Source organism: Psychrobacter halodurans (assembly GCF_017498075.1).
Lineage (GTDB): Bacteria > Pseudomonadota > Gammaproteobacteria > Pseudomonadales > Moraxellaceae > Psychrobacter > Psychrobacter celer.
Genome location: NZ_JAGBKN010000032.1, coordinates 1 through 24,728, shown reverse-complemented (window position 1 = coordinate 24,728; position 24,728 = coordinate 1). Strand labels below are relative to the sequence as shown.

Genomic DNA, 24,728 nt, shown 5'->3' with positions numbered 1-24,728 from the left:
TAGTCAGTTGAAAATAAAACTGTTATATAAATTTAAACGCGCTACTGGTATAAATTTTACTTGCGTGCTGCGTTCCCAGAGGCTGCGCAACCTACATTTAAAAACAGCATCCCAGTAGCGCTATGCGCTTTTTAGAGTGCATCGACTATAATTATCTAAATGGGCTAAAAGTGCTAAAAGTGGCCAAATTTTGCCAACCATCGTCAAATAGCTGGTTTATATCCCGATATTAACGGCGCTATTTTCCTTGTTTGACCGCCATTTATCTTATTTTTATCACCATTTTTGAAATAAAGACATGCCCTAGGACGCCACTCTATCCGCGTGGTGCAGCTTATTTAGCACCGTCTTTTGCATCACTCTCTTCTACAGATGTCGTCGTCTCGCCAACTTGAGTGTCGGCAGACTCACTGAGGCCGGTTTCAATGATTTTATCGCCATCGAGCTGATATTCATACCATTTGCCCATCACGCCAGCTAGCTCCTCTAACCCTTCTTTGCGCAAGGCAGAAAACAGCTGAATGCTACAGTTTAACCCCAGTTTTTTTAGTCTTTTTCGGGTATTGAGCAGGGCGTTTTTGGCGGCGCCGTATTTTAGCTTGTCTGCTTTGGTGAGCAAGATGTGTACGGGCAAATCTCCATCTTTGGCCCAATGCAGCATTTGCTCATCAAAAAACTTAAGCGGATGACGGATGTCTGTCATCAGCACTAGCCCTGCAAGGCTTGAGCGCGATACCAGATATTCTTCTAGCTCAACCTGCCATTCTTTTTTCATCTCTAAAGGGACAGCGGCGTAGCCATAACCTGGTAAGTCGACCAGTCGTCTGTCGCTATCACCGACGCTAAAAAAGTTGATCATTTGCGTACGACCAGGGGTTTTGGACGAGCGTGCCAGTTGGCGCTGGTTGGTCAGCGCGTTGATGGCGGAGGATTTGCCCGCGTTTGAACGGCCTGCAAAGGCGACCTCTAAGCCCATATCGGCAGGACAAAGGCGAAAAGTCGGCGCTGACATCATAAAAGCGGTTTGTTGAATTTTTTGACGAGACTTGGTGTTAAATAAGGCTTGGTCGGTGGCGGCATCGGTAAACGGGGTGCTCATAAGTGACTCATTAATCTTAAAAAAATTGGATACAGTGGTAAGGCGTTGCGTCGTTTAGACCAGCGAGAGGCGACAGTAGGGCATAAGCGTCACATAACGTTTATAGCAGTCGGCATGGCAGACGACTTAATAATTGCTTATTCTATACTATTCGTCCGCTTACTTATTGAAATAACGGCAATTAATATCATATAAATATGACAGGCACTCATATATCGCAGGCTATCATGGTAGTAACACCAGTCATCATTAGGTTACCAAAGCCAAACTATATTTATCTGTATTTGTATGACATACATTGTTACAATATTTGCTAAGAGATAGTTGGCGACACACGTTTAATCAAAAAATAGACTAAACGAATGTCATATCCAAAGGAGGTGTTCAATGTCTTCAATCACCACACTTTTTGACCGTACTCAGCGTGTACTCATCAGCGGCGCGGCGGCGCTCATCTTAAGCAGCACGATGATAACGGGCGCTGCTGCTGATATCGCAGCGACCTATAATAACTCATGTGCAGCCTGTCACGATAGTGGCGCACTCAATGCCATCAAAAAAGGCGACAGCGCCAAATGGCAGCAGCTCATCAAACAAAAGAGCATGCCGACCTTGATAAACTCAGTAAAAAGTGGCATGACGCAGATGCCAGCGGGCGGACTCTGTGACAGCTGCAGTGATGATGATTATCGTCAGCTGATCGAGTATATGAGCAAATAATCAGTAGAAACTCAATAAGTCATGCCATCTAAAGCGCTGGGTTTTATTGCCCGAAAGCGCTTTTATTTTTTTGCAAGCAGCATAATAAGCCGACTAGAAAAACTGGTAGATGTGACGATTAAGTAGGCAAATGCTACAAAGTCTTGCTATAATAATCGAAAATAAACCCTGATGTTAGTAAGTACTTTCAGATTGCTTGTGGCCAAGACCTTAAATTATATACTTGCCTCGCTGATTATAGGGCGGTCGGTATCAGGTATCTTATCAGTACAATCACTCTAAATAATGCTTACACCGAGTTAGTAGGATTTGTATCAATGAAAAAGTTAATCGCTGCTGCCAGCTTATGCGTTGCAAGTTTCAGCGTACAAGCTGCTATTATTGTTCCTGAGCATGACGTCGATGCAGGCAAGAAAATTGCAGAGACCGTCTGCGCTGCTTGTCACGGTGTTGATGGTGTTAGCGTTGTCCCTGCGCAGCCTAACTTGGGTGGCCAAAACGTAAAATACCTCTATAAGCAGTTGGTCGAGTTTAAAACAGGCTATCGTAAGAATGGCATCATGCAGTCGCAAGTCGCCAACTTATCTCAGCAAGACCTAGCCAATGTGGCAGGTTATTATGCCAGCCAAGCTCCTTGGGGTGTCGGTTTTGGTAATCCTGCGACCAACCAAGAAGCCACCAAACTCTATTTGGGTGGTGATAAGTCGCGCGGCGTGATCGGCTGTGCAGGCTGTCATGGTCCAGATGCCGCTGGTAACGAGTGGGCAGCATTTCCGCGCTTAGGCGGCCAGCATGCCGAGTATATCTCAACTCAGCTAAAACTATTCCGCGCCGCAGGCCGAGCCGATGATATCGATAGCGATGAGCAAAAACGTATCAACGACGCTGCCAAAGAAGGCGAGATGGGTATGATGCAGACGGTAGCATCGAAGCTATCAGATCGTGATATTCGTATCCTATCAGACTACATCAGTGCCGTTCACTAATCTGTAGCAATCACGGCACAGGCCACAGAGCGCGGTTGTCCGTTGATTTGCTGATGAGTGCCTGATAGCCAGTCGTTATTATGTGATAATGAAGCATTATTTAATGATTAAACCCCGATTTCGGGGTTTTTTTATAACTGCTGCTCCCTTATATTATCACTATCATGACCTTATAAAGATACAACCCCTCATAGGGGCTTATCTTTATGTCATGATGTTGTATCGTGATAAATTACTGTTCCTCACTTAAGCGCGTGTCGTCAATTAGCTTGTTGCGATCGATTGTGGGCTTACTATCATGAAAGTTTGCCTATTAACAGCTTCGTTGCTTTAAGATCTGTTGTTGCAAGCTCAGTGTTTTGCACCTTAGCTATATAGTCAATGACATAAAAGATGACACGCCCTAGCTCATTTGGATTTGGATTTAGATTATGATGATCCGTTATGCTTCTTACTTCATTGCTGCCTTGCTGCCGTTACTGTTGTTTCGCTGGTTTGCCCCTGCTTCAGTCGGTGAGATAGATTTTTGGCTATTGTGGCTGCTGGCGATGGTATTGGTATCGCTGCCTGTGGTGTATGCAGAGATAGCGCTGGCGTATCGGAGCGTCGATGCGCCACTGGCTGGTATGCAAAAGCTGACCCGCGAGGCGGATGCCAGTCCGATATGGCGCAGTTTTGGTTGGCTTGCGGCGCTGGTGTCGATTGTCATCGCTGCGCTGGTCATCTCGGGCGCTAGTACAGGTATCTTGGCGGCTTTGACGGCGCTTGATAGCGCGCCTGCGCTACCGAGTTTTGCAATGGCGGCAGGTCTGATGGTCATCGCTGTATTGCTGAGCCTAGTGGGTGTCGCGCCTTTACCGATTGGTCTAGGGTTGATGGTTGCGGGGTTACTGCTGGGTGCGGTCAATGGGCTGCCAAATATTGACTTTGCCATGACAGAGGTGAGCTTAGGCGAGTGGGCGCGTGCGGTTGCCTTGGCGCTGGTCAGTGTGGGGGCGGGTACGGGGCTTTATTGGTTCGGTCAAAGCTTGGCTAGCAAGCAGTCAGTGACAGCCGTCGGTGTGGACAATCACAACGCCCAAAAACCTGCTCGTAGCCGTCTGGCCGCCGAGCCACGTGCGACCAAGCTGGTACTACCGATTTGGATACTGCAACTGCTGGTCGGGATGATGGCTTTGTTTGTCAGTGGCATGGCATTGCCGCCTATCGCTCAGCTATTGTATTGGGTGGGGGTGCTATTCGTTGTCAGTTATTTGCTGCACTATAGTACCCAGCAGCTGGCGCATAAGTTTGGGCTGGTGGTGAGCTTGGCGATCACTTTGGTGGTGGCATTGGCGTTGGCCGTTGTGATTCCTGCCACTTGGTTGGTTGGTATCTTGGTCATTATCAGTAGTGTCGCGGTGCTGCTCCTATCGATATTTGCGGGATGGCAAATGAAAATCAGTCATTTGCGCAAGTCGCTTAATTTCGGTAGTGAAGGGTTTTATAACTTGTGGCGCGTGGCGATACGGTTGGTGGTACCACTGGCTCTGATATTGGCATTACTGGGTTGGGTGCTACAGTGGCTGAGCTAAATAACGACGCTATCACCGTATATCTGGCCTATGCCGAGGATGCCACGCGTCAGCACTACCAGTCACTACAGGTGCGGCCTCATACCACGCTGTATGAGGCGCTATCGCAAGCAGGGTGGCTGACGCAGTTTGCCGCTTTGGCCGCGTGGTGCGAGGAGATTGCGGAGGTGGCAACCCCAATGGCGAAGCGCTGGCATGTGGGTGTCTATGCAAAAAAACAGCCGCTTAGCTATTGCTTGCAGCCTTTTGATCGTATCGAAGTCTATCGTAGTTTGAGCGCTGATCCGATGTCTCAGCGCAAAAACAAATCACGAAGCTAGCGGCTTGTCAGCCCTCATGTTATGACGCAGGCAAGCTCTCTATACCCTCGATGCGGCTGACCAAACCATTATCATCAAAGTAGACAATCAGGTGCTGGCTGGCGTTTTTGACATCAGCAATGCCTTGGCGTTGGCCCTCGGTGCCCGCTTGATAGTCGTAGATATAGTCCCAGCGCTTTGGCTCTAGGGTATCTTTAATCGCAGGACTGCCGAGGATGTATAGCACTTGGTTTTGGTTCATACCCACTTGCAGCTTTTGTGCTTGAGCTTGGGTGATGGCAGTGCCTTGTGGTAAATCAATCTTATAAACACTCAGTAAAGAGCAGCCGGACATCGCGACGGTAGCGCTGAGCATACTGGTTAGGATAATGTTACGTAATGCGCGTGCAGGGCTGAACGGACGAAAAGTTAATGTCTTTATCATGGTAAGATGACTCATAAGAAATGGGTTAGGTGCGGCCACCATCAATGATAAGGTGTCTGGCCGACTATCTTGAACAAATGATACGTCATTTACTTGCAATTGCCTACCACTTACGACATTATTTACCAAACGCTATCGAGGCGATTTGGTTATTTGTTTTTTAAATTCATAGACTTGCATTGATATTTTTAGCGAAATGATAGACCATATAGGCGTTAAAGATAAGCAAGGGTCATACGCGAGATATCAATGAATTGCAAAAGGCATGTTTGGCATGTCTTAGATAAAAAACGCTTTATAAAGTAGTTTATTAGCTTATCTACCTCCTATTTTTTGGTTCTTTATTTGCTAAGACTGTCACAGTCACAAGGGATATTATGGCTTCTTTTACCAATCAAGATTTACGCAAAGCAGGGTTGAAGGTCACCTTACCACGTATCAAAATTTTAGAGCTGCTAGAAAATGCAGAGCTGCATCATATGAGTGCCGAAGAGGTATACAAGGCGCTGATCGACCAAGGCGAAGATGTGGGGCTGGCCACGGTGTATCGAGTATTGACCCAGTTTGAACAAGCGGGCATCGTCGAGCGTCATAACTTTGAAAACAATCTATCGGTGTTTGAGATCACCCAAGAAGAGCATCATGACCACTTGGTCTGTGACCACTGCGGCAAAATCGTCGAGTTTCATAATGAAGCTATCGAAGAGGAGCAGCTCAAAGTTGCAGAGTCGCATGGTTTTAAACTATCGGGTCACTCACTGGTGCTATACGGTATTTGTGATGATCAAGAATGCAAGGACAGTGTCAAATAACAGCGGTTAAGTTATCAAAGTCTGATAAAGTTTTATCACCTTTAACCGTTTTGTTATCTGTTTAAGTGCTTACATACTCAAATACTAGCACGCAGCAAAAAGCCCTCACAATTTTTATGAGGGCTTTTTTTATGGGCTTGATTGAAGCGCTAAGCTTATGTGATATCTAGCGACAAACCGTCTGCACCTTCGTCCAAAAGGTGGGCGCTGTTTTTGCTACTGAGCTTGATTTTTAGGCGCAAATCGTTTGGTGAATCAGCATGCAAGATCGCTTCTTTATAGGTGATCTCGCCGTTTTCATATAAATCAAACAGTGCCTGATCGAAGGTCTGCATGCCGCTCTCTCGTGAGCGCTTCATCACATCTTTAATCTCATGAATCTCGCCTTTACGGATATAGTCGCTGATGAGCTGGGAGTTTAATAAAATCTCAATCGCTGCGCGTCGCCCTTTGCCATCCGGTGTTGGGATGAGCTGCTGGGCGATGATCGCTTGCAGGTTGAGCGACAAATCCATAAACAGCTGGTTGTGACGGCTGGTCTCAAAAAAGTGAATGATACGATCAATGGCTTGGTTGGCGTTGTTGGCGTGCAGCGTGGCAAATACCAAATGTCCCGTCTCAGCATACTGAATCGCGTAGCTCATGACCTCGCGGTTACGAATCTCACCAATCAAGATGACATCAGGGGCTTGGCGCAGGGTGTTTTTTAAACCTGCTTCAAAAGAGTGGGTGTCAATACCGACCTCGCGCTGGGTGATGATACAGCCGCGATGCTTATGGACAAACTCGATCGGGTCTTCGATGGTAATGATATGGCCTTGCGAGTTCTGGTTGCGATGGCCGATCATGGCAGCAAGCGTCGTCGATTTACCCGTACCTGTCGCACCGACCAGTAGGATGATACCGCGCTTTTTCATCGCCAGCTCTTTGAGGACAGGCGGCAGGCGCAGCTCTTCGACGGTTGGGATTTTGTTTTCGATTTTACGCAAAATCATCCCAGCCATGTCGCGCTGTACAAACGCGCTGACCCGAAACCGTGCCTGCTTGGCTTCATCAGTGATGGCAAACTGACACTCGTTGGTCTCTTCAAACTCTTGCTGCTGACTGGCCGTCATGACGCTTTGGACCAGTTTTAGGGTTTGAGCAGGAGTCAGCGGGGTCTTACCCACAGGCAGTATCTTGCCATTCACCTTCATCGAAGGCGCCACTTCAGCAGTAATAAAAAGGTCAGAGCCGTTTTTATTGATCATTAACTGCAATAGTTTATCAATGTCCATGTTGTACCCGCTTTCGATGTCAATCGCCTAAAAAAATATCTAAAATTATGTGATCCGTGATGTCCGCAGTGATGCTGATACTGCAGAGCACTGCGTCAGTGCTGTCTTAATGGCAAATTACCGCCTATAAAAAAGTCTCAGGCTGCTTGGCATAAGGGCGCGCCACGTCTTTGCTGATGGTGCCTTTGGCCACGAGGTTTTTTAAAGTCTGGTCAAGGGTGATCATACCGTCGCCTGCGCCTGTTTGAATCGCCGAATACATCTGGGCGATTTTGTTTTCGCGAATGAGGTTACGGATGGCCGGCGTACCTAGCATGATCTCGTGGGCGGCGATACGGCCACCTGCTTGACGGCGCAGCAAGGTCTGTGAGATGACTGCCTGTAGCGACTCTGAGAGCATGGCGCGAATCATGTCTTTTTCGGCGGCAGGAAACACATCAATCACACGGTCAATGGTTTTGGCCGCTGAGCTGGTGTGCAAGGTGCCAAAGACTAAGTGACCGGTCTCAGCTGCTGTTAGAGCCAAGCGAATGGTCTCAAGGTCACGTAGCTCACCCACCAAAATAACGTCGGGATCCTCACGCAGTGCCGAGCGTAGGGCTGGCTCAAACCCCAAGGTGTCGCGGTGTACTTCGCGCTGGTTGATGAGGCTTTTTTTCGATTCGTGGACAAATTCGATCGGGTCTTCGATGGTCAAAATATGCTCTTTGCGGCTCTCATTGATATAGTCAATCATGGCTGCCAGTGTCGTGGATTTACCAGAGCCGGTCGGGCCTGTCACCAGCACCACGCCGCGTTTGAAGTCTGACACGCGTTTGAACACATCGCTCATGCCCAAATCTTCCATCGTTAGGACCTTAGAGGGAATGGTACGAAACACAGCACCTGCGCCGCGGTTTTGATTAAAGGCGTTTACCCGAAAGCGGGCAAGATTGGGAATCTCAAAAGAAAAGTCCGTCTCAAAAAACTCCTCAAAATCGGCGCGCTGCTTGTCATTCATGATGTCATAAATCAGCTGATGCACTGCTTGATGCGTCATCGCTGGCATATTGATGCGCGTCATCTCGCCATCGACACGAATCATGGCGGGCATACCGGCTGAAATATGTAAATCAGATGCTTTATGTTTAACCGTAAAACGCAACAAGTCTTCGATGCTTAAGGTGTTTTTTTCAGCCATAATCGGATAGTCCTATCAGTCAAAAAAGGTCAAACAAAAGATGATAAAGGTCAATGATAGTGTGGTGCGCATGTCTAGCGCAGCAGAACATAGCCTTGAATAAAGCGATCCGCCAGCCTACCTTGTCTTTACCATGACGCTTATATTCAGTAGCATATGTTAGACCATGTAACAATATCATAACAAGACTGCTAGCATTTAACCATCTACTGCCCAAAGAAAATGTAAAATTTGTCTAGCGTTGTAGGTCGCAGATGGGGAGTGAGACAGTTAATGTTAGACCCAACTGCTAGACCCAACCGCAACGGGCGAAGCTTATAAACAAACCTATATAACAACAGCGAAAACACTATGGATAAGCAATACTTAATCGACAATTGGCAACGCGTTCATGCACAGGTGGTGGCAGCTTGTGAGCAAGCGGACTCTCACGCCGAGCAGGTAACACTACTGGCCGTCTCCAAAACCAAACCTGCACAGACGATCGCGACGTTGGCGCAGCAAGGTCAGCGCCACTTTGGCGAAAACTACTTACAAGAGGCGCTCGAAAAAATCAATGAGTTACAAAGTCAACCTGACGCTGAGCATATCGTTTGGCATTACATCGGCAGTATTCAGCGCAACAAAACCCGTGACATCGCTGAGCATTTTGATTGGGTACAAACGGTCGAGCGCGGCATTATCGCCAAGCGCTTAAATGATCAGCGGCCAGAGGATTTACCGCCATTGAACGTATTGGTGCAGGTCAATATTGATGATGAAGACAGTAAGTCAGGCTGTCTGCCAGCCGAGTTGCCTGAGCTAATAAGTGCCATTAAGAGCTATGAGCGTCTGATACTGCGCGGACTGATGATTATCCCTGCCAAGGCAGATACCAACGCCTTTGCCCGTACCCAGCAGCTGTTTGAAGACATTAAAGACAAACACCCAGACTTGGCGCATTGGGATACGCTGAGCATGGGCATGAGTGGGGACATGGCGGACGCCATTGCTCATGGCTCGACGATGGTGCGCGTGGGTACCGCCATATTTGGGTCGCGAGAGTAGATACTGTCCTATCTTCTCTCTAACTATTCTCCAGTTACCCTGTCTCATCAAGTCTGGTGACCAGCATTTGGGTGATTTTGAGGTTGTCGGTGGCGATGATCTCAAAACGATAATTGGCGTATTCGATAGAGTCGGTCTTTTTGGGGATTTTGCGCAGCATATACATCATAAAGCCGCTGATGGTTTCATAGTTTTGGTTGCGCGGCAGATTGACGATATCGAGCGCGCGCACCACATCTTCGATAGGTGTCATACCATCGATCAGCCATGAGTTGTCGGTGCGCTGAACGATAGGCTGCTCCTCTAATGTCACAAGCTCGCCCATGACGATGCTCATGACATCTCTCAAGGTAATGACGCCCACCACCAAGCCATACTCATTGACGATGACGGCAAAGTCAGCACCTGTGGATTTAAACATCTCCAGCACTTCAAACAATGACAAGGTGTCTGGCACAAACAGCGCTGGTTTTATCAGGGATTTGTCCGTGAGGCTGACTTCTTGTTTATTGAGTACCAACGCCAAAAAACTACGAGATTCGACATAGCCGATGATATGCTCTAAATCATCGTCATGACAGACCAAAAACTTATTGTGCGGCTGTTCAATCATCGTCTCGACGATTTGCTCGGTACTCATTTTGGTATCGAAATACACGATATGCTCGCGCGGGTTCATCACTGAGGTGACGGTACGCTCCTGCATCTCAAAGATGTTTTCTATCAAATGATGCTCTTGTTTTTTGAGCACGCCTGCCTCGGCACCAGCATCCATCACCGCATAGATGTCTTCTGGCGTGATGTCATCTTGACGAATGGTGGAGATACCAAAAAACTTAAACAACATATTGGCCGCGCCGTCAAACACCCAAATAACAGGCTTAAAGATAAACGTCAGCGCCATCATTGGCCGCACCAAACGCACGGCAAAAGCCTCGGCATTGGACATCGCCAAGCGTCTGGGCATCAAGTCCGCGAGCAAAGAAAACAGGCTGGTGATGAGGACAAAGGAGATGACTGACGAGACGGCTTCGTTTTTCACCACCAATTGAAAATAAGGGCTGATAGCAGACTCACCGATAGCACCTGCGGAGATGGCCACGGCGTTCAACACCACCTGCACCACAGTGATAAAGCCACCAGGATTTTCTTGCATATGTAGCACATCAAGGGCGCGTACCTCTCCTTCTTTTGCTATGATTTGTAGCTTGATCTTGCGAGCAGCAGCAATGGCAATCTCAGCGCCAGAGACAAAGGCACTCAAGGCAAGTAATAAAAGCAAAAACACACTAGCGGTTAGCAAACTCATGACAGACTCGGTAAAAAGGTAAGATTCATTAAAAATAATGCAGGATTAGCATAAAAAGAAAAACAGCATGGGTATAGAATCCTTATGTATAAAAACCAAAAAAGCTGGGCAAGCACCCAGCTAATCATAAGGCAGTAAAGTAGTATTAAGCGCTGCTCTTGCATCTAAGTTGGTAAAGACTTAGATGCTAAAGGCGCAAGCGCTGAGCGTTTAGCCTTTGATTGACCACTTATTGACCAGTGGATAGCGACGCTCGCGGCCAAAGGCTTTGTGGCTGATTTTGGTGCCGATAGGAGCCTGACAGCGTTTGTATTCGCTGTTGTCCACCATCTTGATGACCTTGGCCACCATAGCTGCCTCAAACCCTTTATCGACGATTTCTTGATAGCCCATGTCTTCATCGATATACGACATCAAGATGCTGTCCAATACATCATAATCAGGCAGGCTGTCTTGGTCTTTTTGGTCAGGACGCAGCTCAGCGGACGGCGGACGTGTGATGACACGCTCTGGAATCACAGGCGTGTCCTCTAGGCGGTTACGGTAGCTTGCCAGCTTATATACTTGTGATTTATAGACGTCTTTTAGTACATCAAAACCGCCTGCCATGTCGCCATATAATGTTGAGTAACCAACTGCCAGCTCTGACTTGTTGCCAGTGGTGATGACGAGATGACCAAACTTGTTGGACAGTGCCATCAGCACCACACCGCGCGCGCGCGCTTGGATGTTTTCTTCGGTGGTATCAGCAGGCGATTTGTTAAACAGTGGCGCTAGCGTATGACGGATACCTTCCACTGCATCAAAGATTGGGCAGACAGTATAAGAAACGTTTAAGCGGCGCGCTTGTGCTTGCGCGTCCTCTAAGCTGATCTGTGAGGTATATTCGTACGGCATCATCACTGCATAGACTTTATCTGCGCCCAGCGCGTCGACCGCGATACAAAGCGTCAAGGCAGAGTCGATACCGCCTGACAGGCCGACGATGACACCCGAAAATCCTGAAAGATTGACATAATCACGTAGCCCCACTACCAATGCTTGATACATCTCCGACTCGCGGCTCAAGCTCAGTGGTGCTTTGGTTTGGCTGTCGAACTTGGCTGTTTTGACATCTAAAGTGGCCAGCAGTAATTGGCTCATAAAACGCGGCGCTTCGTGGGCGACGCTGCCATCTGCTTGTATCACCATCGAGCCGCCATCAAACACCAAGTCATCTTGTCCGCCCACGGCATTGATATAGATAATAGGTAAGTTGTTTTCGCGGCTGCGTTTGGCCAGCATGGTCTTGCGGTTTTCTTGTTTTTCGATCTCAAACGGTGAGGCGTTTAGGCTGACGATCATATCAGCGCCTTGTTTTTTTAGCTCGGCGACTGGGCCTTTTTCCCACAGGTCTTCGCAGATCAGCAGACCGATGGTGATACCTTTATAGTCAAACAGCACTTGATTGCGGCCTTTATCAAAGTAGCGGCGCTCGTCAAACACGCCATAGTTTGGCAAGATTTGCTTATGATAAAAGCCTTTTTGATGACCATTATGTAAGATAGCCGCTGAGTTGAAGGTACCGTGATGATCGACGTGCGGATAGCCGACAATCATGACGATGTCGTCGATATCGCTTAGGGTCGATAGCGCGCTTTTGACGCGGCCTGACAAGCTTGGGCGCAGCAATAGGTCTTGTGGTGGGTAACCCAATAAGGCCAGCTCTGGAAAGACGATAACGTCGGCGCCTTGCTCACGTGCTTGCAGCGCTAAGGTGCGCATTTTTTCGGCGTTGGCAGTGATATCACCGACCAAAAAGTGTGACTGCGCCAGTGCAAAAGTAACGGTCTCTGGCGGCTTGCTGGTATGACTGGCCTCGCTCGAGGGGTTTAGATTGGGATTATCAGTGTCTTTTGACATTGTTATTTTTCCTATCGATATAGTATTTAAAATGTGGTCAGGCAGTGTGGGTCTAAAAATCCAACATTCATTCAAACAACATTTATGCAAAATAATGCGGTTATACAGCACTGGTATAGACCGCTTGATTATTAAATCATACAGCGCCTAGATGAAATTTTCGCTTTGAGAGAAGGCGTAAAGCGGCACCTGATATGTGCGCCAATATCCTGCTAATCTCTCAAATTAGCGTCATCGATAACACGACGCTAACCTCTTGATTTGATATCAAAATGGCGATGTCCATGTGATAGCGGCTTTGTAACGGTCTTTATTTTATGGTGGATTGCCATTGATGCGCCCAAAAAGCGTAAAATAATCGCTTTAGTATAACATCAATTACCGTGACAAATAGAACGCGCCGGTGAATTACCTGATGAGATATCTGCTGCAAATGGGCAGAAGCGCGCTGCTGTCGGTGATGGTTTTTATCGACCAAAACCCTATGATGCAGTGTGGTTATTGTGCTCATAGCTCGGTAAGATTGTATAGAGAAAGTTGTAAGTAAAGATTACAACATAGCGTTATTTATTTGGGATATTTTGTTGCATAATGAGGGGTGATAATCGCTTTGTTTTTGGCGTGTTTTTATAAAAAGAATGGCCGCTAAATGTGTTACGGTATCATAGGACTTGCTACTGCTATCGTGATGGTGTTATCGCTATGAATGTTGGACAAACCCTCGCTTGTGAATACGACTTATGGACATGATCTATAGACGGATATTCATCACCCATTTATAAACTTGTCAGCAAAACTGTGATGGTCTTTGCTGTCCGCCCTTGGTTTATACGCTATGATTGAAAACTGGACAAAAGAATTTATTATTCAGCGCCTGCTGGCCGTTACCTTATTGGTTGCGTTATTTGTACTGTGCTTTCAGGTGGTACAGTTTTTTATTGTGCCGGCTTTGTGGGCGGCGATTTTGGCGTATGTGACGTTTCCTATTTATAGTTTTTTTTATGAAAAAGTAAAGCTCAGTCCAGACTTTAGCGCGGCGATTATGACCGTGAGTATCTCACTTATCATCGGTATACCGCTGGTCATTGGGGTTTTTATTTTACAACAAGAAGCGTTGAGCCTTATCAGTAACTTGATCTATCGTATCAAGGTGGGCTATCTGGATGTGCCAGAATCCATCAAGGACTTGCCAGTTATCGGTCAGCAGGTCAAAGATATCTTGTGGCGCATCAATAAAAACCCAGAGGGCACGCTAGAAGCGTTTCGGATGTGGGTGCAGTCGCATTTATATTATGGCAAAGTTGCCTTTGATGTGGTGTTTAGTGGACTTGCCAAGCTGGGTATGGCATTGATGACGCTGTTCTTTTTTTACCGAGATGGTACCAGTTTGGTACGGCAAATACGCCAAGCCCTGCGCAATATCATTGGCAATCGCATCGATGGCTATATTGATTCGGTCGGCACGACGACGCGAGCGGTGGTTTATGGCATCGGGCTGACCGCGCTGGCGCAGGCTTTGCTTGCGGGTATTGGCTATTATTTCTCAGGCGCGCCCAGTCCTATTTTGTTGACCATTGTTACCTTTATTATTGCCTTAATTCCGTTTGGGACGCCGTTTGTGTGGGGCGGGGTGTCGGTCTGGCTGCTAAGCCAAGGCCATACAGTAGAAGGTATCGGTCTGGCACTGTGGGGGATATTTGTCATTAGCTGGGTGGACAATTTGATTCGGCCTATCGTCATCAGCGGTGCCACCAAGATTCCTTTTATCATTATATTTATCGGGGTATTGGGCGGGCTGACAGCGTTTGGCTTTGTCGGTTTGTTTATCGGGCCTGTGGTGCTAGCCATCGGGCTGGCCGTGTGGCGTGAGTGGATATCTCAGCATAAAAATGAGATATTTGCTCAGCAAGACGTGGTACTGTCTGAGACTCAGACGTTGCCAACTGTGACTAAATCAGAATAGAGGTACACGACCATGTTAAATAAGAGCGCGGATGTGGCAATGGAAAATAAACCAAATGCGGCAACAGATCTTACCATCGTGGCCGATAGCAATATCGCCAGCTTGTCTGAGTTTTTTAATAATGACACGCTCAGTGGGACGACAGGACGGCGCGTGCGTATGATCAAGGTGGCAGGGCGCGATATCGACGCGCAGCTATTGGCGGATACGCAGCCCAATGTCTTACTGATACGCTCAGTGACCCACGTTAACGCAGATTTATTGAAAGACAACGACAGCGTGAGGTTTGTCGGTTCGGCGACGATTGGCACCGATCATGTCGATCAAGATTACTTAGCGGCGCGTCGTATTCACTTTGCCAATGCGGCAGGTTGTAGCAAGCACTCTGTGGCGCAGTACGTGCTGGGCGCTATTTTGACCTTGCGGCCTGAGTACTGGCAGCGGTCATCGACGCCGCCCACATTGGGCATCATTGGGCTGGGCAATATCGGTAGTACATTGGCGCAATATGCCAGTAGTTTGGGCTGGCAAGTGCTCGGCTATGATCCGCTGCTACCAGCCTCAAACCTCAATAATGCCAGCTTTGCGCAAGCCATCAAACAAAGCGATGTGGTCAGCCTGCATGTGCCCTTGACCGACAAAGCAAATGCGACCAGTGCGGCGGGCAGTACCAATCATAGTAGTCATGCCAGTGAGTATCCAACGCGGCATTTAATCGACAAAAACGCTCTGGATGCGATGCCAGCCAGTACCTTATTGATCAACAGCGCTCGCGGGCCCGTCATCGATGCTGCTGCTTTGCAGGCGGATATTGAGCGTACCGGTCGGCAAGTGGTGCTCGATGTCTTTGAGCATGAGCCGCAAATTGAGGAAGCACTGCTAAGCAAACTGGCGATTGCCACCCCGCATATCGCTGGCTACACCTTGGAAGGTAAGCTGCGCGGCACTCAAATGATCTATGATGCGCTCTGTGAAAAACTCTCAATCAGCCCTGCGCAGTCGATGCATCAGCTGCTACCGCTCAATATGTTTTTGTGGTCTGAGCTACAGGCGCACCCTGATAGGTTGGTTAAGTTTTATGACATCATGCAAGACGATCAAGCGCTACGAGCCACGCTCGCTGAGGGTCAGGTAAAGGCCGCGGCTTTTGATCAGCTTCGTCGTGACTATCATTTGCGCCGCGAGTGGCAGTTTTAGGCGTATTTTCCATAGGTTTTTATAAAAGTTGTAGTACATCATCATGAGTTCCAAAGCATCAGTCACATCAAGCCCAAACGCTTGCTCCCAGCCCAGTTATGCGCCGACCATGACGCTTGCCATGGCACAGCAGCGCGCGCATTTTATGAGTAAGGTGCGGCAGTTTTTTGCAGCGCGTCACGTACTAGAGGTGCAGACGCCGCTACTGTCGCAAGCGGGCAATACCGATACTTTTTTGCAGTCGGTCGCTGCGGCGGTCACCTATCAAGACAAACCGCGCACCTACTATCTACATACCTCGCCTGAGTTTGCTATGAAGCGTTTACTCGCCAGCTGGCAAGTGCCGATTTATCAGATCTGTCCTGTGTTTCGAGACAATGAGATAGGAGCGCGGCATAATATCGAATTTACCATGCTGGAGTGGTATCAGCCTCATTATAGTCTTGAGGATATGGCCGCCGAGCTGGGGGCGTTATTAGAAGCGCTATATGGTCATTCAGTGGTGCTAAGTCACTATCGCTATGTCGATGCTTTTATGGATTTTGTCGGGATTCATCCGCTGACCGCCAGCCTTGCGACGCTACAAGCAGTTGCAGAAGATAAAGGGTTGATGGGGTTTGATTTTAATGCGGGCATCAACGAGGCCGAAAAAAATGACGCCGGTCAGAGCGAGGACAGCATCCGCCAAAGCTGGCTTGACTTGCTGTTTAGCCACGTCGTCGAGCCAAACTTAGGTCATGATCTGCCGACGCTGATTATTGAATATCCACCAGCGACGGCAGCACTGGCAAAGACCGCGGTGGATAAAGAAGGTAATACCGTTGCCAAGCGTTTTGAGCTGTATACCAATGGCATCGAGATTGCCAATGCGTATGATGAGCTGGCAGATGGGCCAGCGTTACGCCAGCGTTTTGAGCAGGACAATGAGCGGCGTCAGCAGCATGACCTGCCAGCCATGCCAATCGATGAGCATCTATTGGCAGCCTCTGATGCGTTGATGCCTTGTAGCGGCATCGCGGTTGGTATCGATCGGTTATTGATGGTGACAACAGGGGCGCGCAGCTTGGAGGAAGTGATTACCTTTCCTAGTGGTTTGGCGTAACTGGGCTGTAAGTGCAAGCGTTCTGATATTATGTCTTCTAATAGATCATCATAAAAAAGCGAGTCAAGCAAAAAGGCTGACTCGCTTTTGTCTTTTTTAGCTGTAACTGTCGTTAATCTACTACAACGTGGCGATGGCTTCGTTGATGGTGGTCTCACCATTATGCAGACTAAAGACTTTTTTGATGGTATTGTTTGCGCCCAATACCGCAGTCAAGGTTGCCGCCACATCTGCAATCGCATTTTCGCCTGCATTGTCATCGTTGATGGTGATATTACCAGTACCTGCACGCTCCTTTAGAGCCCCTGCTTGTACGATGGTATAGTCAAGCGTGCTGTCGTTGACCAGCCACTGATCGGCGTAATGCTTACAGATATAGTATTCTTTTAGATCAGCAATGCCAGGAGTGTCCCACTTGCTGGTGTCTAACGAAAACACCGTGCTTAGCATGATATAGCGTTTGATGCCTTTGTCTTCTACCGCTTGCATGGTCTTTACAGCGCCATGTAAGTCCACTTCTAAAACGTCTTTGCCGCCTGAGCCTGCGACAAAATAGACCGCATCGATATCTTGCTCTATTTGCTCGGCGATGGCGTCTTTTTCGGCGGTGATATCTAAGTCTAGCTGACGGTAATTGTCGTTATCAAACAGTTTTTTATCCTGACGCGTGGTACCGATGACCTGATGGTCGTCTGCCAATAGTTGCTCGACCAAATCTGTACCCACACGGCCACTTGCTCCAATCACTAAAATTTTCATATGCATTCCTATTGTTATATATATAAATTACGATGACGTTCTCGTTTTTATCATTGAACATTTGATAGTGCGGTGTTTTAAACGATACTGCATGTTGCCAATGTCATCGCCTTATCAAAGCGTGTCTGAAAACGTACATCTTAAAAACTGTATATAGGCTAACAATAATAAACGGCACACTTCGTTATGAAGCGTGCCGTTTGCATAGTGTTTGGTTATAGAGTGTATAGGGTTTGCAAGAGTGGCAAAAATACGCGAGAGATTAGCGCACTAGCTTATTTAGACCATCGGCAAAGGCCTTTTTGTCACGCTCGCCATAAGGCTTTTGTCCACTCATCTCTTGTGGCTCTAGGACGCCAGTGCCGCGCATGGTATCCATAAAGTCACGCATGTTCAGCTTTTGCTTAATGTTTTCTTTATTATAAATGACGCCGCGCGTGGTGAGGACCAACGCGCCTTTATCCAAAATATCATTGGCCAAAGGAATGTCGCTGGTGATGGCCAGATCACCTGCCTGTATTTGTTCAACGATATAATCATCGGCTTTATCAAACCCCGATGGTACCACCGTCATGGTAAGCAGGGGTGAGCGGCGCAGTTTAATCGGCTGATTGGCGACGAATATCGCCGCCGTTTGCGTGCGCTCAGCAGTCTTGATAATCAAGTCTTTGGCAATGGATGGTACTGAATCTGCATCTACCCAAATCTGCATTATTTTTTGGCCTGTGTGGTTTTGGCCTGTGTGGGTTGTGCCTTCGCCTCACTGTCCACTTGGCCCTCTGTAGCTTGGGGTACAGCGTGGTTCGCGGCCTTGCTATCGAGTGGCTTGGTATCTTGGGCAGTACTATTCGTTTGTGGACTGACCGGCTCTTGAGACTCTTGGACGACAGCGTACTCTTTATCCAAACCGACTTTGTTAGGCAAGATGGCGACCAGCTTGGCCATCGAAGGCTCTAAGTCAGTGACGTCATTGGGCATCAAGGTGATATGAGCGATTTTACGATCGTCGCGCTCAGCCTTGTGGTAGCTGTGATAATGGGCACCATCGATAGCCAGTACGTCGCTGATGTTAGGGTATTGACCCAGCACATTGACCATAATCGCTGGATGGACGTTATCAGTATCGCCTAATGGCAAATCGACCACCGCGCGGATATGGTTTTCAAATTGACTGGTAATCGCCCCTTCGATGCTCCAATGCCCAGAGTTGTGTACCCGCGGCGCAATCTCATTGGCCAGCAGATAGTCATGACCGCGCGCATCTTTGGTGACAAACAGCTCAAGCGCCATCACGCCTACATAACCTAAGTGGTTCATGATCGTGGTGATGGCTTCTTTGGCTTGGCTAAAGATGTGGCTGGTACCGACAGCAGGCGCTTGAGTCTTGGCCAAAATACCGTGATGATGGTGGTTTTCGACCAAATCATAACAGCGCACACTACCGTCTTGGGCGCGCGCCGCAATGATAGACACCTCGCGGCTAAAGTTGATAAAACCTTCGGCAATCAGCGGCGCTGGGGTAGGCGTTAGACTGCCTTTACCGCTGACCGCGTCTTTGAGGTCTTGCCAAGCTTTGGTGATATCGCTGTCTTGTTTGATGACATACTGGCCTTTGCCGTCATAACCGCCGCGGCTAGTTTTTAGAACGATGGGCAGCCCTAATTCATCGCAGGCTTGCTTTAACTGAGCCTCAGAGCTGACTTCTTGAAAAGGCACCGTGGCGATTGCTAAATTGTTAAACATCCGCTTTTCTTTTAAGCGGTCTTGAGCGATATCTAAGGCCACTGGCGGCGGAAACATACCTTGCTTGTTGCCTGATTTTGAGAGGCTGGCCAGTTTTTCGACCGTGGCAGTTGGTGTGTTTTCAAACTCTAAGGTAAAGACATCGGCCGCTGCGATAAAGTCATCGAGCTGCGCGCTTGAAAATACTGTGCCATAAAGGCTGGCTGGGCAGTCAGCATTGTCCTCTAAAAACACGCATTGATAGCCGAGCGGTAGCGCAGCTTGGGCGAGCATCATGCCCAGCTGACCACCACCTAAGATACCGATGGTACGGATAGTTTGAGTAACAGGATAAGCATTGGCTGTGGTCATGATAGTAACTCTTTGAATAAATAATGGATGAAAACGAGCGTATTAAAATAGGAAAAGGCGCAATGTCTGCACCTTATTCTTGGGTGAACCCGCATGCTAAACGCACATTTTAAACAATCGCTAGACGCGCTAAGATGAGTGATCGCTTGGCTTTGCATGTTTTTGCATGGTTGTTTCGTATAATTAACCATCAGCCCAGATACCATAAATCGCTAGGCAGATTGATTAATGATACCTGGGGTTGGGCTGGCAAGGATGGTATCGGTTTGTGTCTGACGCAGCGTATCGAGCTTATTGGCCACCGCCTCGTCATGTAATGCCAATACTTGAATCGCCAGCAGAGCGGCGTTATATGCGCCTGCCGTCCCAATAGCGAGAGTGCCGACCGCCACGCCTTTTGGCATCTGTACGATAGAGAGTAGGCTGTCCCAGCCGCTGAGCATGGAGGACTTGACCGGTACACCAAAGACAGGGAGCGGCGTTTGGCTGGCACACATACCAGGCAGATGTGCTGCCCCGCCAGCACCCGCGATAATCACTTGTAGGCCATTGTCTTTTGCACACTTGGCGTAGTCAAACAATCTATCAGGCGTACGGTGCGCTGAGACCACTTCGCAATCAAAGGCAATATCGAAGTCGGCTAGTAGCTGGGCGGCGGCGCTCATGGTGGCCCAATCAGATTGTGAGCCCATAATGATGCCGACTTTTGGCTGGCCAGCAGGAGAGGCGATAGGATTAGGTTGGGTCGTAGCTGATTGGGTGCTCATGATGCGATATCCTCAAAAAGACCATCATACAAAAGTTTTGCCGCATTCGTAAAGCCAAGATTGAGGTTTCGCTATATTATCGCGTTTTTGTCCCCTCAGGCATCACAGAAGCGCCAGCAGGTAGCGCTCATCATACGCAGTCTTAGTGCTGATCGTGACGATACTGTACAAAGTTATCTGCTGTGAGTGGTAGTGGTTTGGTCGTATCAAGCTGATAGCACGTCAGATAGCCGCTGTCTACGGCGGCAGAATAATCTGTACAAGCGACTTGCGCGCTGAGCGGCTCAGGCGTACCTGTCAGCCAATAATGCCCGACAAACACAGGTTTGTGGGTTTTTAAGGCAAAATCGATATTATCAGCCAAGACGTCTTGAGGAATCTGCGCCAATGCCGAGGCGGGCGCGCGAGCAACTTCATACAGCGTGCGCTGGTTCAACGCATCCAGCCACCAGCGTACTCGTACCCGCTTGCGCTCCGTGCCTTCTTTATCGACCATCACTAAGCCGTCTGGCAAAGGTGTCTCCACACCTTTTAGCACCCGCTCTAGCGCATCAAAGGCTGTGCTAAACTCACGCGAGGTCACCTCAAGCGCATGCGGCGTCAAACAATTATCTGCGGTGAGCAACGGCTTTAGCACAGCCATGCTATCTACATCCCAGCAAGCATGGACAAAACAGGCATAGTCAGTCTCGAGCCACAACGGAATCTCATAAAAACGCTTAAGCCAGTACTGATGCGCCGCCGAGCCAAAAGGCACCTCTGCCAAAAACGCCTCGTGTTGACGGGTATGCACCGTATCGTGCGAGCGCAGATACTCGCCAGGCGCGTCTGGGTCGGGTGTGGCAAAAGCCAGCGCGTTATACTCATGATTGCCCATCACCGCATCGGCGACATCAGCATCTAGCATGGCAAACACAATCTCCAACGTCGCCACTTGCTGTGGCCCACGATCCATCAAATCGCCAATAAACAGCGCTCGATGACCCTCTGGCGGCACAAAGTATTGACCATTATGGACATAACCCAACTGTTTAAGCAAACCGACAAGCTTGTCCGCGTAGCCGTGAATATCACCAATAACATCTATAATCATAATAAAACAACATAAAGGAGAAGTTATGCGCTTATAAAAACGCAATACATAGAAAGTCAAACCATCAATGAGATGATTGTCTATCGGCCATTATCAGCCATAGCCATAGCGGCGCTAAAAACCTGGCGACAGCAGCGCGTTGATAAAGTGCGGCAAGACACGCGGCTCTAAAACAATCGTGGCCACCACCCCAAACGCGCCGCCCCACATATGCGCCATATGATTGATATTTGAGCCGCCGCGCCTATCTGCATAAATACTATAAGCCACGTACGCTACTGCAAACAAAATCGCCGGAATCGGAACAATGGCAAATAAGTAAAGGCTTTCCCACGGTGCCAGCAAGATAAAGGCAAACAGCACCGCTGAAACCCCGCCTGACGCGCCAAGACTTAGATAGCTGGCATTGTTTTTGTTTTTTAGATAGCTTGGCACCATAGCGATAACAATGGCAAGCACATAAAACACCACAAACCCATAGCCAAACAAAAACGGCTGGTACAGCCCTTCGATGGCGCGACCAAAAAAATACAGCGTAAACATATTAAACAATAGATGCATGCTGTCGGCATGGATAAAACCATGTGTCACAAAACGATCCCACTGTCCGTTGTTTACCGCTGGTGGATAAAAAATAAAACGGTTAAACAAGCGTTTGTTTTGCCATGCCAACAAGCTGATGATAACCGTAATAATAATGATAAGAGTGGTATGGTTTAACAAAGAAAAATCCTTAGGCCGCGCCTGATGTATGACAATGCGAGAAATGACAACGTTCAAAGCCTAAGCGTTACGGCTGCATAAAAACTGACGATCGTTACTAACTTCATAACCAAGGGTTTATGATAAATTGATTTTTTTAGCGATAGTTCGCTTAAAAGTCAATACGCTAAAAATGCGCTCTTAGAGGGATATATTTTACTTATCGGCTGTGTCTGCTGAAGCTATCTCACTTTATCTTTACGTAACTTAAGTCTAGGTAATCTCAGCATAAGCCATATTTATCCCAGCCATGCGCTAGTGGTGTTATATTTTATAGTGAACCAAATTATCGCTGATCGAGCACCGAGGTAAGTCACAATACTAACAGTAGTTGAGCCAATGCCAAAACCTATTATGTGACAAAACGCTGCGTTTTTATGCTTTTCTGGTGAATAATGTAGCCATGCAATGATTGATACCAGTCAAACCTGACTTAGGTAGCGTTTGAGCTGGCATGAGTTTGAGCTGGCATGATAAGTCATCAATGTCGATGTGATTTTGCTACACTGGCGCTGTTATTGAAAGCATACAGCCAGTACTTTTTCTTTACCGATACTGCTTTTCAATAGCGTCAACCCTAGTCATAATAAAATACAAGCTTGTCATTTTGTAAATTTCCATCAATGGCCGATAGAGGCAGTCATCTATGAGTATCATCGATCAACTAGAGCAAACCGTGACCCCAGCTGTCTTAGGTGAGCAGGCGAGTCACCAAAGCGTGGCTTATATCAGTTTGCTTGAGCAGTTCTATGCGGTTTTGGCTGCCCGTTTGGCGCAGCCAGATATATACTCTGAGCTATTGCGTAGCGATGAGACAATCAGTACAGAGGCGGCTGTAGAGCGTCCGTTTTTTGTGCAGCTATGGCCAGACTCTGCCGTACAGCAAGGGATGATACAAGCGATGGCGGCCGATCATCATATTGATGAAACTGCGACCAAACAGCTACTGACAAATGCCGCGCCGCTGGTCTATCGGGAGCTTATGATCTTGGCAAATGGTCAGTTTTTGCCCGCATTTCTACAGCAGCAGACGTCAGCGCTGCGCCAATATTTACCGATATGGTCAGCACCTATCATCACCGCAGCAGCCAGCGGCGGCTTAACGAATTTTGAGATGGCTACCAATGCGCCTATTAACCCAAACGATACCGATGACTCTGATGCACGTGCCTATGGTACACATAGTTCTGAGGGGCATTTTGATAAAGCAGGTAGCGCTATCCACGCCAGTCCAGCGGCGCATCATCTGGCCGAAAACATCAGTCTAAAGCAAGAAAGAGTACGCAGCCGTAACCTGCGCCGCGACTTGTTGGTGCGGGTGTTGTTGTTGGCGGTGGCTGCGCTTGGCCTTGCTTTATGGGCGTTTGTCCTAAAACCCAATAGCGCGCCGCCAGCCGAGCCTGTTGTCACCGAGCCTGTGGCCGTGCCGCCTGCGCCTGAACCAGTAGCCGCGCCGACGCCTGTTGAGCTTATCGTAGGTGTGGACGATAGTGGTAGTTTATACACTTGTAGCGCGATTGTCGGTGATACAGCACTACAAAACACCTTACAGCAAGCGCTCAGATCAAGCTTTGGCGAGCAGGCAGCGATCTGTCAGTTTACCGTACAACAAGGGGTTGCCAACAGTATTGCCAACCTACCAGCAGAGCTATTGCCCAATGTGTTGACGATGCTGAGGTCCACGCCCTTTGCCCGCTTGCATCTACAAAACGATCGACTTACGCTAGAAGCGCCAGATGCCATGCTGCTACAGCGCTTGCTCAGTGAGATGCGGGCTTTGGTGCCAGCCATGGTCATCGATAGTACCGCGCCCATCCCTTTACCTGATGCCCCGAACGCCGCGACCAGCGAATTGGATGATGCTGATAGTCTGAGCAATGATGCATATCCCAATGACCAATACCCCAATAATGCTACTGGTGCTGGCGAATATCAGGCGGCAGACGATGAAACAGGCGATCGCGTCATGCCTGCGCCCAACAATAATGCCAGTATACCTGCCGATACGCCCAACACTGTCCCTAATAACTTGCACAGTAATATACCGACTAAGAATAAGTCTAACAATATACCGCCTAATAACAGCCAAACTAGGCCGTCAGGCCCTATTTCGCTATCAGAGGTAGATGAGATGGCAAGTAGTGTAATCGTCGCCGAGCCAGCACAAGTCAGGTAGCAATGTGAGGCTACAGATGGCTTGCTTTGCTAGGGCGTGTCTTCAATTCACTCGATAGTTATCTAAATGGGCTAAAAATGGCCAAATTTTGCCAAACATCGTCAAATAGCGGGTTTATATCCCGATATTAACGGCGCTATTTTCCTTGTTTGACCGCAATTTATC

Annotated in this window: 22 protein-coding genes; 10 read left to right on the top strand and 12 right to left on the bottom strand. The window is 48.2% G+C overall.

The genetic code is table 11. From position 1 onward, the window contains the following. Nucleotides 1-334: 334 nt before the first annotated feature. Nucleotides 335-1,099: a ribosome biogenesis GTP-binding protein YihA/YsxC gene (gene yihA, locus J3491_RS11005; RefSeq protein WP_243456362.1), complete on the bottom strand. Its 765-nt coding sequence runs from the start codon at nucleotides 1,097-1,099 to the stop codon at nucleotides 335-337. A 387-nt stretch (nucleotides 1,100-1,486) separates the two neighbouring features. Here yihA and J3491_RS11000 point away from each other — a divergent pair, with 387 nt between their 5' ends. The 4 genes from J3491_RS11000 to J3491_RS10985 all read left to right on the top strand — a co-directional run bounded on the left by J3491_RS11000 (nucleotide 1,487) and on the right by J3491_RS10985 (nucleotide 4,699). Further along, nucleotides 1,487-1,819 carry a c-type cytochrome gene (locus tag J3491_RS11000; protein WP_207970238.1) on the top strand — a complete coding sequence of 111 codons (333 nt, stop codon included), beginning with the start codon at nucleotides 1,487-1,489 and terminating at the stop codon, nucleotides 1,817-1,819. 317 nt (nucleotides 1,820-2,136) lie between these two features. Further along, on the top strand, nucleotides 2,137-2,805 hold the full coding sequence (locus J3491_RS10995) for a c-type cytochrome (protein ID WP_075101776.1): 669 nt from the start codon (nucleotides 2,137-2,139) through the stop codon (nucleotides 2,803-2,805). A 431-nt stretch (nucleotides 2,806-3,236) separates the two neighbouring features. Continuing rightward, complete coding sequence (locus J3491_RS10990) at nucleotides 3,237-4,379, top strand: hypothetical protein (protein WP_207970237.1); 1,143 nt, start codon at nucleotides 3,237-3,239, stop codon at nucleotides 4,377-4,379. Beyond that, nucleotides 4,367-4,699: an RnfH family protein gene (locus J3491_RS10985; RefSeq protein ID WP_341534389.1), complete on the top strand. Its 333-nt coding sequence runs from the start codon at nucleotides 4,367-4,369 to the stop codon at nucleotides 4,697-4,699. The genes J3491_RS10990 and J3491_RS10985 overlap by 13 nt, the downstream gene beginning before the upstream one ends. Before the next feature lie 19 nt (nucleotides 4,700-4,718). Here J3491_RS10985 and J3491_RS10980 read toward each other — a convergent pair whose 3' ends face one another. After that, a complete protein-coding gene (locus J3491_RS10980; protein WP_083608584.1) occupies nucleotides 4,719-5,138 on the bottom strand; it encodes an outer membrane protein assembly factor BamE in 420 nt (139 codons plus the stop codon). Between the two features lie 362 nt (nucleotides 5,139-5,500). Between J3491_RS10980 and fur the strand changes: the two genes are divergently transcribed. Then, a complete protein-coding gene (fur, locus tag J3491_RS10975) occupies nucleotides 5,501-5,935 on the top strand; it encodes a ferric iron uptake transcriptional regulator (RefSeq protein ID WP_075101773.1) in 435 nt (144 codons plus the stop codon). Nucleotides 5,936-6,090: 155 nt separating this feature from the next. On the opposite strand, the gene J3491_RS10970 is transcribed toward fur, so the two are convergent. Together J3491_RS10970 and J3491_RS10965 are read right to left on the bottom strand one after the other, a co-directional pair. After that, nucleotides 6,091-7,212: a PilT/PilU family type 4a pilus ATPase gene (locus tag J3491_RS10970; RefSeq protein WP_075101772.1), complete on the bottom strand. Its 1,122-nt coding sequence runs from the start codon at nucleotides 7,210-7,212 to the stop codon at nucleotides 6,091-6,093. 124 nt (nucleotides 7,213-7,336) lie between these two features. Then, nucleotides 7,337-8,392 (bottom strand): type IV pilus twitching motility protein PilT, encoded by a 1,056-nt coding sequence (locus tag J3491_RS10965; RefSeq protein WP_075101771.1) that lies wholly within the window; start codon nucleotides 8,390-8,392, stop codon nucleotides 7,337-7,339. A gap of 351 nt (nucleotides 8,393-8,743) precedes the next feature. Between J3491_RS10965 and J3491_RS10960 the strand changes: the two genes are divergently transcribed. Continuing rightward, complete coding sequence (locus J3491_RS10960) at nucleotides 8,744-9,439, top strand: YggS family pyridoxal phosphate-dependent enzyme (RefSeq protein WP_207970236.1); 696 nt, start codon at nucleotides 8,744-8,746, stop codon at nucleotides 9,437-9,439. A gap of 34 nt (nucleotides 9,440-9,473) precedes the next feature. Here J3491_RS10960 and paeA read toward each other — a convergent pair whose 3' ends face one another. Further along, on the bottom strand, nucleotides 9,474-10,748 hold the full coding sequence (gene paeA / locus J3491_RS10955; protein ID WP_207970235.1) for a polyamine export protein PaeA: 1,275 nt from the start codon (nucleotides 10,746-10,748) through the stop codon (nucleotides 9,474-9,476). 210 nt (nucleotides 10,749-10,958) lie between these two features. Further along, nucleotides 10,959-12,650, bottom strand: a complete 1,692-nt coding sequence (locus J3491_RS10950) for an NAD+ synthase (protein ID WP_243456360.1) — start codon at nucleotides 12,648-12,650, stop codon at nucleotides 10,959-10,961. 835 nt (nucleotides 12,651-13,485) lie between these two features. Here J3491_RS10950 and J3491_RS10945 point away from each other — a divergent pair. Genes J3491_RS10945 through epmA form a run of 3 tightly spaced genes read left to right on the top strand, consistent with a single transcriptional unit; the run spans nucleotide 13,486 to nucleotide 16,912 of the window. Next, a complete protein-coding gene (locus J3491_RS10945) occupies nucleotides 13,486-14,613 on the top strand; it encodes an AI-2E family transporter (RefSeq protein WP_207970234.1) in 1,128 nt (375 codons plus the stop codon). A 39-nt stretch (nucleotides 14,614-14,652) separates the two neighbouring features. Beyond that, complete coding sequence (locus tag J3491_RS10940) at nucleotides 14,653-15,810, top strand: 4-phosphoerythronate dehydrogenase (RefSeq protein WP_207970239.1); 1,158 nt, start codon at nucleotides 14,653-14,655, stop codon at nucleotides 15,808-15,810. A gap of 43 nt (nucleotides 15,811-15,853) precedes the next feature. Continuing rightward, on the top strand, nucleotides 15,854-16,912 hold the full coding sequence (gene epmA, locus J3491_RS10935) for an EF-P lysine aminoacylase EpmA (protein ID WP_207970233.1): 1,059 nt from the start codon (nucleotides 15,854-15,856) through the stop codon (nucleotides 16,910-16,912). A 120-nt stretch (nucleotides 16,913-17,032) separates the two neighbouring features. Here epmA and J3491_RS10930 read toward each other — a convergent pair whose 3' ends face one another. From J3491_RS10930 to J3491_RS10905, 6 genes are all read right to left on the bottom strand, one after another. After that, a complete protein-coding gene (locus tag J3491_RS10930; RefSeq protein WP_207970232.1) occupies nucleotides 17,033-17,671 on the bottom strand; it encodes an NAD(P)H-binding protein in 639 nt (212 codons plus the stop codon). 262 nt (nucleotides 17,672-17,933) lie between these two features. Then, nucleotides 17,934-18,383, bottom strand: coding sequence for a YaiI/YqxD family protein (locus J3491_RS10925; protein ID WP_075101764.1), 450 nt, complete (start codon nucleotides 18,381-18,383; stop codon nucleotides 17,934-17,936). Continuing rightward, a complete protein-coding gene (locus J3491_RS10920; RefSeq protein WP_207970231.1) occupies nucleotides 18,383-19,765 on the bottom strand; it encodes a 5-(carboxyamino)imidazole ribonucleotide synthase in 1,383 nt (460 codons plus the stop codon). Before J3491_RS10920 ends, J3491_RS10925 begins: the two co-directional genes overlap by 1 nt. A 212-nt stretch (nucleotides 19,766-19,977) precedes the next feature. Beyond that, a complete protein-coding gene (purE, locus tag J3491_RS10915; protein WP_207970230.1) occupies nucleotides 19,978-20,532 on the bottom strand; it encodes a 5-(carboxyamino)imidazole ribonucleotide mutase in 555 nt (184 codons plus the stop codon). A 142-nt stretch (nucleotides 20,533-20,674) separates the two neighbouring features. Next, complete coding sequence (locus tag J3491_RS10910) at nucleotides 20,675-21,625, bottom strand: metallophosphoesterase (protein ID WP_100748853.1); 951 nt, start codon at nucleotides 21,623-21,625, stop codon at nucleotides 20,675-20,677. Between the two features lie 114 nt (nucleotides 21,626-21,739). Next, nucleotides 21,740-22,348 carry a rhomboid family intramembrane serine protease gene (locus J3491_RS10905; protein WP_075101761.1) on the bottom strand — a complete coding sequence of 203 codons (609 nt, stop codon included), beginning with the start codon at nucleotides 22,346-22,348 and terminating at the stop codon, nucleotides 21,740-21,742. A gap of 685 nt (nucleotides 22,349-23,033) precedes the next feature. Here J3491_RS10905 and J3491_RS10900 point away from each other — a divergent pair. Then, on the top strand, nucleotides 23,034-24,563 hold the full coding sequence (locus tag J3491_RS10900) for a hypothetical protein (protein ID WP_207970229.1): 1,530 nt from the start codon (nucleotides 23,034-23,036) through the stop codon (nucleotides 24,561-24,563). Nucleotides 24,564-24,728 lie beyond the last annotated feature (165 nt).

What these genes read in the sequence shown, in the direction of transcription:
- yihA (WP_243456362.1), bottom strand. Translation starts at nt 1,099, where the DNA reads ATGAGCACCCCGTTTACCGATGCCGCCACCGACCAAGCCTTATTTAAC.
- J3491_RS11000 (WP_207970238.1), top strand. Translation starts at nt 1,487, where the DNA reads ATGTCTTCAATCACCACACTTTTTGACCGTACTCAGCGTGTACTCATC.
- J3491_RS10995 (WP_075101776.1), top strand. Translation starts at nt 2,137, where the DNA reads ATGAAAAAGTTAATCGCTGCTGCCAGCTTATGCGTTGCAAGTTTCAGC.
- J3491_RS10990 (WP_207970237.1), top strand. Translation starts at nt 3,237, where the DNA reads ATGATGATCCGTTATGCTTCTTACTTCATTGCTGCCTTGCTGCCGTTA.
- J3491_RS10980 (WP_083608584.1), bottom strand. Translation starts at nt 5,138, where the DNA reads ATGAGTCATCTTACCATGATAAAGACATTAACTTTTCGTCCGTTCAGC.
- fur (WP_075101773.1), top strand. Translation starts at nt 5,501, where the DNA reads ATGGCTTCTTTTACCAATCAAGATTTACGCAAAGCAGGGTTGAAGGTC.
- J3491_RS10970 (WP_075101772.1), bottom strand. Translation starts at nt 7,212, where the DNA reads ATGGACATTGATAAACTATTGCAGTTAATGATCAATAAAAACGGCTCT.
- J3491_RS10965 (WP_075101771.1), bottom strand. Translation starts at nt 8,392, where the DNA reads ATGGCTGAAAAAAACACCTTAAGCATCGAAGACTTGTTGCGTTTTACG.
- J3491_RS10960 (WP_207970236.1), top strand. Translation starts at nt 8,744, where the DNA reads ATGGATAAGCAATACTTAATCGACAATTGGCAACGCGTTCATGCACAG.
- paeA (WP_207970235.1), bottom strand. Translation starts at nt 10,748, where the DNA reads ATGAGTTTGCTAACCGCTAGTGTGTTTTTGCTTTTATTACTTGCCTTG.
- J3491_RS10950 (WP_243456360.1), bottom strand. Translation starts at nt 12,650, where the DNA reads ATGTCAAAAGACACTGATAATCCCAATCTAAACCCCTCGAGCGAGGCC.
- J3491_RS10945 (WP_207970234.1), top strand. Translation starts at nt 13,486, where the DNA reads ATGATTGAAAACTGGACAAAAGAATTTATTATTCAGCGCCTGCTGGCC.
- J3491_RS10940 (WP_207970239.1), top strand. Translation starts at nt 14,653, where the DNA reads ATGGAAAATAAACCAAATGCGGCAACAGATCTTACCATCGTGGCCGAT.
- epmA (WP_207970233.1), top strand. Translation starts at nt 15,854, where the DNA reads ATGAGTTCCAAAGCATCAGTCACATCAAGCCCAAACGCTTGCTCCCAG.
- J3491_RS10930 (WP_207970232.1), bottom strand. Translation starts at nt 17,671, where the DNA reads ATGAAAATTTTAGTGATTGGAGCAAGTGGCCGTGTGGGTACAGATTTG.
- J3491_RS10925 (WP_075101764.1), bottom strand. Translation starts at nt 18,383, where the DNA reads ATGCAGATTTGGGTAGATGCAGATTCAGTACCATCCATTGCCAAAGAC.
- J3491_RS10920 (WP_207970231.1), bottom strand. Translation starts at nt 19,765, where the DNA reads ATGACCACAGCCAATGCTTATCCTGTTACTCAAACTATCCGTACCATC.
- purE (WP_207970230.1), bottom strand. Translation starts at nt 20,532, where the DNA reads ATGAGCACCCAATCAGCTACGACCCAACCTAATCCTATCGCCTCTCCT.
- J3491_RS10910 (WP_100748853.1), bottom strand. Translation starts at nt 21,625, where the DNA reads ATGATTATAGATGTTATTGGTGATATTCACGGCTACGCGGACAAGCTT.
- J3491_RS10900 (WP_207970229.1), top strand. Translation starts at nt 23,034, where the DNA reads ATGAGTATCATCGATCAACTAGAGCAAACCGTGACCCCAGCTGTCTTA.